General features: G+C 61.9%; 10 protein-coding genes. 8 read left to right on the forward strand and 2 right to left on the reverse strand.

From position 1 onward, the window contains the following. Positions 1 to 79 precede the first annotated feature (79 nt). Positions 80 to 1,054, forward strand: a complete 975-nt coding sequence (locus CGA22_RS04520; RefSeq protein ID WP_041022280.1) for a serine/threonine protein kinase — start codon at positions 80 to 82, stop codon at positions 1,052 to 1,054. A gap of 217 nt (positions 1,055 to 1,271) precedes the next feature. Next, positions 1,272 to 2,159, forward strand: a complete 888-nt coding sequence (gene rarD, locus CGA22_RS04525) for an EamA family transporter RarD (RefSeq protein WP_041022279.1) — start codon at positions 1,272 to 1,274, stop codon at positions 2,157 to 2,159. A gap of 217 nt (positions 2,160 to 2,376) precedes the next feature. Here rarD and CGA22_RS04530 read toward each other — a convergent pair whose 3' ends face one another. Next, positions 2,377 to 2,895 carry a glycine cleavage system protein R gene (locus CGA22_RS04530; RefSeq protein WP_041022278.1) on the reverse strand — a complete coding sequence of 173 codons (519 nt, stop codon included), beginning with the start codon at positions 2,893 to 2,895 and terminating at the stop codon, positions 2,377 to 2,379. Between the two features lie 444 nt (positions 2,896 to 3,339). Here CGA22_RS04530 and CGA22_RS04535 point away from each other — a divergent pair, with 444 nt between their 5' ends. Further along, positions 3,340 to 5,517: a malate synthase G gene (locus CGA22_RS04535; protein ID WP_041022277.1), complete on the forward strand. Its 2,178-nt coding sequence runs from the start codon at positions 3,340 to 3,342 to the stop codon at positions 5,515 to 5,517. Positions 5,518 to 5,671: 154 nt separating this feature from the next. On the opposite strand, the gene CGA22_RS04540 is transcribed toward CGA22_RS04535, so the two are convergent. Beyond that, positions 5,672 to 6,118: a response regulator gene (locus CGA22_RS04540; protein ID WP_041022276.1), complete on the reverse strand. Its 447-nt coding sequence runs from the start codon at positions 6,116 to 6,118 to the stop codon at positions 5,672 to 5,674. Between the two features lie 258 nt (positions 6,119 to 6,376). Here CGA22_RS04540 and CGA22_RS04545 point away from each other — a divergent pair, with 258 nt between their 5' ends. The 5 genes from CGA22_RS04545 (at position 6,377) to CGA22_RS04565 (ending at position 13,347) form a co-directional block, all read left to right on the forward strand. Then, on the forward strand, positions 6,377 to 8,311 hold the full coding sequence (locus CGA22_RS04545; RefSeq protein WP_305728706.1) for a putative nucleotidyltransferase substrate binding domain-containing protein: 1,935 nt from the start codon (positions 6,377 to 6,379) through the stop codon (positions 8,309 to 8,311). After that, positions 8,308 to 9,015, forward strand: a complete 708-nt coding sequence (locus CGA22_RS04550) for a PolC-type DNA polymerase III (protein WP_041022274.1) — start codon at positions 8,308 to 8,310, stop codon at positions 9,013 to 9,015. Before CGA22_RS04545 ends, CGA22_RS04550 begins: the two co-directional genes overlap by 4 nt. A gap of 221 nt (positions 9,016 to 9,236) precedes the next feature. Continuing rightward, positions 9,237 to 9,755 carry an RNA polymerase sigma factor gene (locus CGA22_RS04555; RefSeq protein ID WP_041022273.1) on the forward strand — a complete coding sequence of 173 codons (519 nt, stop codon included), beginning with the start codon at positions 9,237 to 9,239 and terminating at the stop codon, positions 9,753 to 9,755. Then, a complete protein-coding gene (locus tag CGA22_RS04560) occupies positions 9,752 to 10,735 on the forward strand; it encodes a FecR domain-containing protein (protein WP_041022272.1) in 984 nt (327 codons plus the stop codon). The genes CGA22_RS04555 and CGA22_RS04560 overlap by 4 nt, the downstream gene beginning before the upstream one ends. 173 nt (positions 10,736 to 10,908) lie before the next feature. Next, positions 10,909 to 13,347, forward strand: a complete 2,439-nt coding sequence (locus tag CGA22_RS04565) for a TonB-dependent siderophore receptor (RefSeq protein WP_041022271.1) — start codon at positions 10,909 to 10,911, stop codon at positions 13,345 to 13,347. Positions 13,348 to 13,436: the final 89 nt, after the last annotated feature.

Here is a 13,436-nt window from a genome sequence, read left to right on the forward strand (position 1 = left end):
CGGCCACCACCTATCTGCCTCCGTCTGCGCTACCATGCTGGGCCGGACGCGGCAGCCCTGCCGCTGCGCAGGAGTCAGCATGTCCCATCCGTTCGAAACCCTCACGCCCGACCTGGTGCTCGATGCCGTAGAAAGCATCGGCTTCCTCAGCGACGCCCGTGTGTTGGCCCTCAATAGCTACGAAAACCGCGTCTATCAGGTTGGCATCGAAGACGCCGAGCCGCTGATCGCCAAGTTCTATCGCCCCCAGCGCTGGACCAACGAGGCGATCCTGGAAGAGCACCGCTTCACCTTCGAGCTGGCCGACTGCGAAGTGCCGGTGGTGGCGCCGCTGATTCACAACGGCGCCAGCCTGCACGAACACGCCGGGTTTCGCTTCACCCTGTTCCCTCGTCGCGGTGGCCGTGCACCGGAGCCAGGCAATCTCGACCAGCTCTATCGCCTGGGGCAATTGCTCGGACGTCTGCACGCGGTAGGCGCCAGCCGTCCGTTCGAACATCGCGAGGCCCTGGGCGTGAAGAACTTCGGTCATGACTCACTGGCGACCGTGCTGGAAAGCGGTTTCGTACCCCGCAGCCTGCTTCCGGCCTACGAGTCGGTCGCAAGGGATCTGCTCAAGCGTGTCGAAGACGCCTACGCCGCGACGCCCCACCAGAACATCCGCATGCACGGTGACTGCCACCCGGGCAACATGATGTGTCGCGATGAAATCTTCCACATCGTCGACCTGGACGACTGTCGCATGGGCCCGGCGGTGCAGGACCTGTGGATGATGTTGGCCGGCGACCGCCAGGAGTGCCTGGGCCAGTTATCGGAACTGATGGATGGTTATCAGGAGTTCCACGACTTCGACCCACGGGAACTGGCGTTGATCGAACCCCTGCGCGCCCTGCGCCTGATGCACTATAGCGCCTGGCTGGCACGCCGTTGGGACGACCCGGCATTCCCCCGCAGCTTCCCGTGGTTCGGCAGCGAACGCTATTGGGGCGACCAGGTGCTGGCGTTGCGCGAGCAACTGGCGGCGCTCAATGAAGAGCCGTTGAAGTTGTTCTGAAGAGCGCAACTCCAACCATCACCACAATCCCCTGTGGGAGCGAGCCTGCTCGCGAAAGCGGTATACCAGTCAGCACAAATGTTGAATGTTCCATCGCGATCGCGAGCAGGCTCGCTCCCACAAGGAATGTGTGGCGAGTCGTTTACAAACGTTCACCCCAACCTGACAAATCTACTTACAATCACTCCTTTGTTAGCTGCCTAAGCAAGGATTCTGCATGCAAGCCGCCAACCCGCGTCGCGGGTATATCCTGGGCCTGAGTGCCTACGTCATCTGGGGATTGTTCCCCATCTATTTCAAGGCCATCGCTGCCGTCCCCTCAGTGGAAATCATCGTCCATCGGGTACTGTGGTCGGCGTTGTTCGGATCGGCATTGCTGCTGGTCTGGAAGCATCCGAATTGGTGGCGCGAGCTGCGCGACAACCCACGTCGCCTGGCGATCCTGGCCCTGAGCGGTACCCTGATCGCGGCCAACTGGCTGACCTATGTCTGGGCGGTGAACAACGGCCGCATGCTCGAAGCCAGCCTGGGTTACTACATCAACCCGCTGGTGAATGTGTTGCTGGGCATGCTGATCCTCGGCGAGCGGCTGCGGCGCATGCAGTGGCTGGCGGTGGGCTTGGCAGCGGTGGGCGTGGCGCAGCAGGTCTGGCAGGTCGGCAGCCTGCCGTGGGTGTCGCTGGCGTTGGCGCTGACCTTCGGCTTCTATGGGTTGATCCGTAAACAGGCTCCGGTCCAGGCCTTGCCGGGGCTCGTGGTGGAAACCTGGATGCTGGTGCCGATTGCCCTGGCCTGGGTGCTCTTCAATCCGGCCGCCACCAGTGCCCAGGCAGCTTTCTGGACCACTTCCGAAGCCTGGTGGCTGGTGGCGGCCGGCCCGGTGACGCTGGTTCCGTTGGTGTGCTTCAACGCCGCTGCCCGGCATCTGCCCTACACCACGCTGGGCTTTCTCCAGTACATCGCACCGACATTGGTGCTGCTCCTGGCAGTGCTGCTGTTTGGCGAGCATCTGTCGTCCAGCACCTTGGTGGCGTTCCTGTTTATCTGGGCCGGGCTTGCGGTATACAGCATCGACGCCGTGATCAGTATGCGTCGACGAAACTGATCAAAAATCGTACACCCCTCTACAGGCCACGCCGGACGTGGCCTGCGTTGATCCGCCCCAAGGTTATCCACAGCGTCATCCCCGCCGTTTGTGCACAAGCCCTTGAAAACTGGCGATTTTTTGATCATCGCCGGCAAAGGCCCGCCGGGCCTGGGCTGGCGCCGAGTCTCTACAGGTTATCCACAGGCAGGTGCAGCTTTTCCTTGGATAACCGGCCTCACGCCTCATCGCTCAGTTTGAGTTCCACCATCAATTCGTCGGCCAAGGTTTCCAAGCGTTCCTGCAACGTGTCCAGCGACAGCGTCAGCGGCACGCCCAGGATCGCTTCGGCGTGAAACAACAATTCGCTGCTCATCGGCGCCGGCCCGACATGGGTCACCAGCCGCTCGACATTGACCCCCTGCTCGCTCAACAACCGGGTGATGTCCCGCACGATACCGGGGCGGTCGTTACCCACCAGCTCCATGGCGATGGGTTTCCAACTGCAGGACTCTTCGATCGTGCTCTCCGCGATGAGCACGCGAATGCCATGGCTCGCCAACCCCTGCAAGGCTTCGATCAGTTCCTCATGGGATTCGGCCGGAGCGCTGAGACGCAGTATTCCGGCAAATTGCCCCGCCAGGTGCGACATGCGGCTTTCCAGCCAGTTACCGCCGTGCTCGGCGATGCATTGGGCGATGCGCTCGACCTGCCCGGGTTTGTCCGGGGCGAAAACGGTGATGACGAGATGGTCCATGGCGCAGCCCTCTTGTGGTGAGAAGCAAGAGTATAGGCAAGCCACGCTGAAGCGGAAGCAACCGCCCCAGCCACGGTTATGTGTACGACTTGCAGAATTATATGGAACAATTCAGTGGTTTTTTGAGAACATCAGATGTCTCGTCGTGACCATACTGCTTTAGTCGGTCGCGGAACGACGCAATTAGTCTAATTTTCACAACCGCAACCGTTCATGTAGTATTCCGCAGCGAGCACTACATAATGTTGCACCGATGTCTGCTTAAGGCACAGTCGCATCCCTGAAAGCCCCGTCAGCAAGGCTTAACGCCCATGATAGGTCCCACCCAGCCGCCAGCAATGGCATGTACTGGTTCCGGGGTTTGTGGTTTAAATGTCCCGAGGCTTCATTGTCAAAATCGAAGAGCTGAAAAGCGAAATAGCTGAGCAGAGTGAGAGGCAAGCAATGACTGAACACGTTCAAGTCGGTGGCCTTCGGGTCGCCAGAGTCCTGTTCGACTTCGTGAACAACGAAGCCATTCCCGGTACCGGTCTGACCGCCGACCAGTTCTGGGCCGGTGCCGACAAGGTCATCCACGACCTGGCGCCGAAGAACAAAGCCCTACTCGCCAAACGCGATGATTTCCAGGCTCGGATCGATGCCTGGCACCAGTCGAGGGCCGGCCAGGCCTTTGATGCCGTGGCTTACAAAGCCTTCCTGCAAGACATTGGATACCTGCTGCCAGAAGTGGCGGATTTCCAGGCTACGACCCAAAACGTCGATGACGAAATTGCCCGCATGGCCGGCCCGCAGCTGGTGGTGCCGGTGATGAATGCCCGCTTCGCCCTCAACGCCTCGAACGCCCGCTGGGGTTCGCTGTATGACGCGTTGTACGGCACCGACGCCATCAGCGAAGCCGATGGCGCGGAAAAAGGCAAAGGCTACAACAAGGTTCGCGGCGACAAGGTCATCGCCTTCGCCCGCGCCTTCCTCGACGAAGCGGCGCCCCTGACGGCCGGTTCCCACGTCGACTCCACCGCCTACAAGATCGTCGACGGCAAGCTGGTGGTCGCGCTCAAGGGTGGCAGCAACAGCGGCCTGCGTGACGATGCCCAACTGATCGGCTTCCAGGGCGACGCCTCGGCCCCCACCGCGGTACTGCTGAAGCACAACGGCCTGCACTTCGAAATCCAGGTCGATGCCAGCACCCCCGTCGGCCAGACCGACGCCGCCGGCGTCAAAGACATCCTGATGGAAGCCGCGCTGACCACCATCATGGACTGCGAGGACTCGGTCGCTGCCGTCGACGCCGACGACAAGGTCGTGATCTACCGTAACTGGCTCGGCCTGATGAAAGGCGATCTGTCGGAGCAGGTCGCCAAGGGCGGTCAGACGTTCACCCGCACCATGAACCCGGACCGCGCTTACACCGCCGTCGACGGTTCGAGCCTGACGCTGCACGGTCGCTCGCTGTTGTTCGTGCGCAACGTCGGTCACCTGATGACCATCGATGCGATCCTCGACAAAGATGGCAACGAAGTGCCGGAAGGCATTCTCGATGGCTTGGTGACAAGCCTGGCGGCAATCCACAGCCTCAATGGCAACACCTCGCGCCGCAATAGCCGCACCGGCTCGGTGTATATCGTCAAGCCGAAGATGCACGGTCCGGAAGAAGCCGCGTTCACCAACGAGCTGTTCGGTCGCGTCGAAGACGTACTGAACCTGCCGCGCAATACCCTCAAGGTCGGGATCATGGACGAGGAGCGCCGTACCACGGTCAACCTCAAGGCCTGCATCAAGGCTGCCAGCGAGCGCGTGGTGTTCATCAACACCGGTTTCCTGGACCGCACCGGCGATGAAATCCACACCTCGATGGAAGCCGGCCCGATGGTGCGCAAGGCCGACATGAAAGCCGAGAAATGGATCGCCGCGTACGAAAACTGGAACGTCGACATCGGCCTGAGCACTGGCTTGCAAGGTCGTGCGCAGATCGGCAAGGGCATGTGGGCCATGCCGGACCTGATGGCGGCGATGCTCGAACAGAAAATCGCCCATCCGATGGCCGGTGCCAACACCGCCTGGGTTCCATCGCCGACCGCCGCTGCGTTGCATGCGCTGCATTACCACAAGGTCGACGTGTTCGCCCGCCAGGCCGAATTGGCCAAGCGGACTCGCGCCTCGGTGGATGACATCCTGACCATCCCGCTGGCGGTCAACCCGAGCTGGACGCCGGAGCAGATCAAAAACGAGTTGGACAACAATGCCCAGGGCATCCTCGGCTACGTGGTGCGCTGGATCGACCAGGGCGTCGGTTGCTCCAAGGTGCCGGACATCAACGACATCGGCCTCATGGAAGACCGGGCGACGCTGCGCATTTCCAGTCAGCACATCGCCAACTGGCTGCGCCACGGCATCGTCACGCAGGACCAGGTGATGGAAAGTCTCAAGCGCATGGCGCCAGTGGTGGACCGTCAGAACGCCAGCGACCCGCTGTACTGTCCGCTGGCACCGGACTTCGACCGCAACATCGCTTTCCAGGCGGCGGTCGAGCTGGTGATCGAAGGCACCCGGCAGCCCAACGGCTACACCGAGCCGGTGCTGCATCGCCGTCGCCGTGAGTTCAAGGCGGCCAATGGGTTGTGATTGAGCGGTAGCGATAAATGAGGAAGGCCCTGATCTTGCGATCAGGGCCTTTTTTGTTTGCATAACCGCTTTTGCTGATCGTCCCCACGCTCTGCGTGGGGATGCCGCAACGGACGCTCCGCGTTCGGCTCTTCAGGACGCGGAGCGTCCCCGGCTAGAGATCCATCCCCAGTTCCCGCTTGACCAACCCCAGCAGCTTCTCCGTATCGATGGGCTTGAGCAGGAAATCCACCACGCTCAGGTGCATCGCCTCGATGGCATCCTTCACGTCGGCATCGCCGGACACAATGATGATCGGCAGCGCGGCCCGCTCCGACTCGCGGATCAGGCGGATCAGTTCCAGGCCATCGACATTGCCCATGCGCAGATCGGTGATCAGCAGCCCGATCGACGGCTTGGTTTCCAGCATCCTGAGTGCGGTTTCGCCGCTGGCGGCGGTCATGCAGTGGATGCCGTCCAGGGCCAGGATTTCCGACAGCAGTTCGCGGGCGTCCTTGTCGTCATCGACGATCAAGACCCGCTGCGGCGGTAGATCAGGCTCCAGCATGACGGCACTCAGCGCTTCGCGCTCGGCGTCACTCAAAATATCGTGGTCGGACATGATGCTCTCTACATTCCTTGAATCGATCCCTGGCACAGTGGTCAGACATCGTTCGGCAGCGCTTCAATGTGCACTTCGTCGGATTTTTTTCCAAGAAAATTCAATGAAGATTTTTTCAGCACTCGTGCAGGACTTTTCTGCAGGCCTGCCCCCCTTTGCCGGAACCTAGACTTACGTCCAATGGGCACTCCTCCCTCAGAGGTCGACCATGGGGAACAGATCCGACCACAACAATTCAAAAAAGATTGCGCAATGGTTATGAAAAAAGCGGACGCCTTCATCCAGGCAGGGAAGACCGCGGTGTTGCAGAACATCCAGGGCACGTTGCAGTTCCTCCAGCGTTTCCCCCCGTTCAACCAGATGGAAAATGCTCACCTGGCGTACCTGGTGGAACAATGTCTGCTGCGCTTCTACGCGCCGGGAGAAACCATCATCAAGCCGGCCGACGGCCCGGTGGAGCACTTCTACATCGTCAAGCAGGGCCGGGTGGTGGGGGAACGTCCGCATTCGGCCCAGGGTGGCACCGAGACCACTTTCGAAATCACCACCGGCGAATGCTTCCCCCTTGCCGCCCTGCTGGGGGAGCGGGCCACGCGCACCGAGCACCGGGCCGGCGAAGACACGTTCTGTCTGCAGTTGAACAAGCAGGCATTCATCAAGCTGTTCGCCTTGTCTGGCCCGTTTCGCGACTTCGCCCTGCGCGGGGTCAGCAGCCTGCTCGACCAGGTCAACCAGCAGGTCCAGCAAAAATCCGCGCAGACCCTGGGCACCCAATACTCCCTGAATACCCGGCTGGGTGAGCTGGCGATGCGGCACCCGGTGAGTTGCAGCCCCGACATGCCATTGCGTGAAGCCGTGAAGTTGATGCACGAGCAGCAGGTCGGCAGCATCGTGGTGGTGGACGAATACAAGGCGCCGGTGGGGATTTTTACCCTGCGCGACCTGCGACAGGTGGTGGCCGACGGCTCCGGGGATTTTTCTCAGGCCATCGCGGCACACATGACCCAGGCACCGTTTTTTCTCTCGCCGGATCACAGCGCCTTCGACGCGGCCATCGCCATGACCGAACGCCACATTGCCCATGTCTGCCTGGTCAAGGAACAGCGCCTGTGTGGCGTGGTATCGGAACGGGATCTGTTTTCCCTGCAGCGAGTCGACCTGGTGCACCTGGCCCGGACCATTCGCAGCGCCCCCCGGGTGGAAAACCTGGTGGCCCTGCGGGGCGAAATCGGCCAACTGGTGGAGCGCATGCTGGCCCACGGCGCGTCGTCGACCCAGATCACTCACATCATCACTTTGCTCAACGACCACACCGTGAGCCGGGTCATCGAATTGACCCTGGCGGAGAAAGGCGACCCGGGGGTGCCGTTCAGTTGGTTGTGCTTTGGCAGTGAAGGCCGGCGCGAGCAAACCCTGCACACCGATCAGGACAACGGCATCCTGTTCGAAGCCCGGGACGCGGCCCACGCGGCGCAGATCCGCGGCCTGCTGCTGCCCATCGCCCAACAGATCAACCAGAGCCTGGCGCTGTGCGGCTTCACGCTGTGCAAAGGCAACATCATGGCCGGCAACCCCGAGCTGTGCCTGTCTCGCGCCGAATGGTCCCGACGCTTTGCCGCCTTCATTCGCGAAGCGACGCCGGAAAACCTGCTGGGCTCCAGCATCTATTTCGACCTGCGGGTGGTCTGGGGCGACGAGCAAGGCTGCGCGCAATTGCGCCGGCAGATCCTCGATCAGGTGGGCGATAACCGTCTGTTCCAGCGCATGATGGCCGAGAATGCCTTGCGCCATCGCCCACCGGTCGGGCGTTTCAGGGATTTCGTGCTGAGCCGCAAAAACGGTGAGAAGGCCACCCTGGATCTGAAAGTTCAGGGCCTGACGCCCTTCGTCGATGGCGCCCGCCTGCTGGCGCTGGCCAACGGCATCGAGGCCAACAATACCCTGGAACGCTTGCGGCAACTGGTCGCCCGGGAGGTGATCGATCCCCTGGACGGCGCGGCCTATGAAGAGGCCTACCACTTCATCCAGCAGACCCGCATGCAGCAACACCAATTGCAGACCCGCGAGAACCTGCCCTACTCCAACCGCGTCGACCCCGACAGCCTCAATCATCTGGATCGGCGGATCCTGCGTGAATCCCTGCGCCAGGCCCAACGCCTGCAAAGCAGCCTGACGCTGAGGTATCAACTGTGAACCTGTTTTCCTGGTTGCGCCCGGCCCCGCCGATGTTGCCGGACGCGTTGCAGCGACGCCTGGAAAACCTCTCGCCAGCGTCGCCCCTGGATGAGCGCAGCCTGCGGGAGCAGCGCTGGGTGGTGGTGGACCTGGAAACCACCGGCCTGAACCTGAACAAGGATCAGGTGCTGTCCATCGGCGCGGTGGTGATCGAAGACGGCGCCATCGATTTCAGCCAACAGTTCGAGCGCACCCTGCAATGCGAGAAGCAGAAGCTCGGGCCGAGCGTGTTGATCCATGGCCTGGCACCCAGCACTATCGCCGCCGGCAGCGAGCCGGCCGAAGCACTGCTGGCGTTCATGGAGTTCGTTGGTGAAAGCCCGTTGCTGGCCTTCCACGCGCCCTTCGATGCCCACATGCTCGGCCGCGCACTGAAAGACCACCTGGGCTATCGCCTGCAGCACACGTTCCTCGATGTAGCCGACCTGGCGCCGATGCTCTGCCCCCAGGCAGCGCAGCGCAAGGCGGGCCTGGATGAGTGGATCGAGGCTTTCAAGCTGCAAGTGGCCGATCGTCACAACGCCAGCGCCGACGCCCTGGCCACGGCCGAACTGGCGCTGATCCTGTTCAGTCGCGCCCGCCAGCAACAGATCCACAGCCCGCTCAACCTGCAACAGTGCCTGGGCCAGTGGAAGCGCCGACAGCAGGCGCCTTCTATCTAACTCTGCCCCAGCAGGGCTGACCTGTGGGAGCAAGGCTTGCCCGCGATAGCATCACCCGGGATTGACAGCCGACCGAGTCGTCGGCATCGCGGGCAAGCCTTGCTCCCACAGAGTCACCTAAATCCACAGACAGTATCCCGACCAGCGCCAATTGCATTCCCGCCCCCGCCTCTGCCACAATCGCGAACAATTCTCGTTACTTAAAACATCGGTGATGCTCCGTGTCGTCAGTCCCTAGCCCCCACAACGATCTGGTTGGTGCGTTGTACCGTGATCATCGCGGTTGGCTACTGGCATGGTTGCGGCGCAACGTGGCCTGTCCGCAACGGGCCGAGGACCTGAGCCAGGACACCTTCGTGCGCCTGCTCGGCCGTGATGAACTGACGGCACCCCGCGAGCCCCGGGCATTTCTGGTGGCAATCGCCAAAGGCCTGCTGTTCGATCATTTCCGCCGGGCCGCCCTGGAACAGGCTTACCTCACCGAGCTGATGCTGATCCCCGAAGGCGAACAGCCATCGCTGGAAGAACAGCAGTTGATCCTCGAAGACCTCAGGCAGATCGATCGCCTGCTTGGTAAGTTGTCGAGCAAGGCTCGCGCCGCGTTCCTGTATAACCGGCTCGACGGCCTCGGCCACGCCGAAATCGCCAAGCGCCTGGGGGTTTCGGTGCCGCGGGTACGCCAGTATCTGGCCCAGGGCATTCGACAGTGCTACATCGCACTCTACGGGGAGCCGACATGAGCCCGGCCCATTCCAAACCGGTCTCGGCCAACGTATTGGATGCCGCCATTGCCTGGCAGTTGTCGCTGGATTCAGGCAGCGGTAGCGCCCAGGAGCGCGAAGCATTCGTCCGTTGGCATGCCGCCGATGAAGAACATGCCCGGGCCTGGCGGCAGTTGGGCATGCTCGACCAACGCTTCAGCGTTGCCAACGGACCGGCGCGGGCTGCGCTGCTGCAATCGCGGGTCAGTATCCGTCGCCGGATACGCAAGGTGGGCAGTGGCCTGGCCAGCATTGTCGCGGTCATCGGCCTGGCCTTGTTTGCCGGTGAACGTTACCTGCCGTTGGACTATTGGCTGGCCGACCAGCGCACCGCGACCGGCGAGCAGCGCACCCTGCGCCTGGCCGACGGCACGCTGATCAATCTCAACACCCACAGCGCCCTCGATGTGCGTTTCGACGATAGACAACGACGCATTGTTCTCCAGGAAGGCGAGATCCTGGTGGAGACCGGCCATAACGACCCACGTCCGTTTATCGTCGAAACCCGCGAAGGTAGCCTGCGCGCCTTGGGCACGCGGTTCCTGGTCAGGCGCGAGGACGACGGCACTCGCCTGAGCGTGTTGAAATCCGCCGTGGCTGCCCGCCCACAGGTCACGGAGCAAGAACAGATCCTGCGCGAAGGCCAGCAGGTGCTGATGCGCCGTGACGGCCTTGGCCCTACCCTGGCCTTGAGCCCCGGCACCGATGCCTGGACTCGGGGCATGCTGGTAGTAGAGAACGCCCGCCTTGAAGATCTGGTGCATGAGCTGGGACGCTATCGACGCGGCTATCTGGGCGTCGAGCCAAAAGTGGCGGATTTGCGCATCACCGGCAGCTTCCCGCAGCATGACACCGAGCTGGCCCTGAGCGCACTGCTGCCGACCTTGCCGGTGCAGGTCGAGCATCACACGCGGTGGTGGGTGATGGTGCAACCCAGGACCGAGACCAAGGCCCGATAGGGGGTTATCCGTGAGATCGCCTGCTCGCGAAGGGGCCGTCAGCCCTGCACAAAACAGGTCTGGTCCTCCCATTCAAATCCTGAATCTAAATTATTTTCATCTACCCCCTATCACTTTTCGATTTTCATCCGGCATCCAGGCAATTGAGAAATATTTCCATTCAGGAGCCGCGTATGCCCCGTCCGTTAGACACTCTGTTGCGCCCCAGCCTGTTGGCCGTTGCCATCGTCCTTGCCGCTCCGTTGACCAGCGGCCCACTCCTGGCGGCCGAGCAGGCGTCCGGCGTGCGCGCCTACAACCTGCCCGCTGCGCCACTGGCCAGCACCCTGAACCAGATCGCCAGCCAGGCCGGTCTCGCCCTGAGCCTGAACCCGACATTGGCCGCAGGTAAAACCTCGGCCCCGGTCCAGGGGCAGTTCGATGCCTCGGGCGCATTACGCGAAGCCTTGCGCGGCACCGGTCTGCAATTGCTACAGAGCAGCACCGGCACCTACAGCCTGGTGGCTGTGCCCGAAGGTGTCATGGCCCTGCCGGAAACCAGCGTAATCGGCGCCGGTCTGAGCGAAAGTGCCTGGGGCCCGAGCGAGAGTTACGCAGCCACTCGCACCGCCGCCGGCACCAAGACCGATACGCCAATCGTCGAGCTGCCGCGCTCGGTCTCGGTGGTGACGCGCCAACAGATGGAGGATCGCTCGGTCCTCAACCTCAATGACGCCCTGCGCTACACCGCCGGCGTGCAGAGCAGCGGCTACGGCTCGGATTCGCGCAACGACTGGCTGTTGGTACGCGGTTTCGTACCGACCCAGTTCCTCGACGGCCTGCCATTGCCCAAGGGCAACTACATCACGCCGAAAATCGAGCCCTGGAACCTGGAGCGCATCGCCGTGCTGCGTGGCCCGGCGTCGTCGGTCTACGGCCAGACGCCACCCGGCGGCATGCTCGACATGGTCAGCCGTCGCCCACAAGCCGAGAGCAGCCACGAAGTCGAGTTGCAGGCCGGCAGCTATGAACACAAGCAGATCAACTTCGACAGCACCGGCAAGATCGATGACGAAGGCCAGTTCCTCTATCGGCTCAGCGGCACCGTGCGCGACAGCAACGCCCAGGTCGATCACATCCCGGACAAGCGCTACAACATCGCGCCGAGCCTGACCTGGAACATCGACGACGACACCCGCCTGACCTTCCTGTCCCAGTACACCCGCGACGACACCGGGATCACCGGGCAATTCCTGCCGCTGCAAGGCACCAAGCTGGCCTCCCCGGCCGGCAGGATCTCCCATCACAAGAACCTGGGCGACCCGGACTGGGAGTTCTACGACCGCACCTATTACGCCCTCGGTTATGCCTTCGAACATCGCTTCAACGACACCTGGCAGTTCCGTCAGAACCTGCGCTACACCAAGAGCGACTTGGAATTCCAGGGCCTCACCGCCGGCGGGTCGTTCTTCCCGGCGGGCCCCGACCAAGCCGTGAGCGCCGACGGCACCGTCAAGCGCAGTGCCGGTATCGTTGACGAAGACATCAGCCAGTTCGCCGTCGATAACAATTTCCAGGCGGACTTCCAGACCGGTGCCTTGAGCCACACCGTGCTGCTGGGTCTGGACCACCAGCGCTCCAATGCAAATTCGAAATGGCTCTGGGGTTCCAATGGCGTGCCCGACAGCAACATCCACAACCCGATCTATGGACAGGATTTTTCCAACGTCCAGTACTTCACCATGTACGACTACAACCAGAAAACCCAGCAGACCGGTCTCTACATCCAGGACCAGATGGCTCTGGACAACTGGCGCCTGACCCTCGGTGGTCGTGAAGACTGGATCCACACCGGCACCGTCTTCCACAACCAGAACGATGCCACCAATACTCAGCGTGACAAGAAGTTCAGCGGCAACGCAGCATTGAGCTATGTCTTCGACAACGGCGTGACACCGTACATTTCCTTTGCCCAATCCTTCCAGGCGGCGGCCGGCACCAACGTCAACAGCACCGATGCGTTCAAGCCGACCGAAGGCGAACAATACGAAGCCGGCATCAAGTACCAGCCACCCGGCACAAAAACCTTGCTGACGGCGGCAGTGTTCGACCTGACCCAGAAAAACAACGCCGTCACTGAAAACAGCATCACCCGCCAGGTCGGCGAGGTGCGGGTACGCGGCCTGGAACTGGAAGCCTCCGGTGACGTCACCGACAATCTGAAACTGATCGGTTCCTACACCTACAACGACAGTGAAATCACCAAGGGCACCGCGGCCGAAAAAGGCCAGCGCATGGCCCAGGTGCCGCGTAACCAGGCCACCGCCTGGGCCGACTACACCTGGCACAACGGCCTGCTCGATGGCTTCGGTGTCGGCGCCGGTGTGCGTTACGTCGGCGACACCTACGGCAACACCACCAACACCGATTGGGGCCATGTCGGCTCCTACACCGTCTACGATGCATCGGCCCATTACGATCTGGGGCGCGTGAGCAGTTCCCTCAAAGGCGTATCGGTGGCGGTGGACGCGAAGAACATCTTCAACAAGGACTACCTCTCCACCTGCGACGGCTTCTATTGCTACTACGGCGATCAACGCAACGTCGTCGCCAGTGTGAATTACAAGTGGTAGTTGGCCGCCTTCACGTGAAGAGTCCGTGGCGAGAGGGAGCTTGCTCCCTCGCCACAATGAATCACACCGCTCTTGAGTGAAGCGCTTTC

This window comes from Pseudomonas sp. PSB18 (assembly GCF_014596565.1).
Lineage (GTDB): Bacteria > Pseudomonadota > Gammaproteobacteria > Pseudomonadales > Pseudomonadaceae > Aquipseudomonas.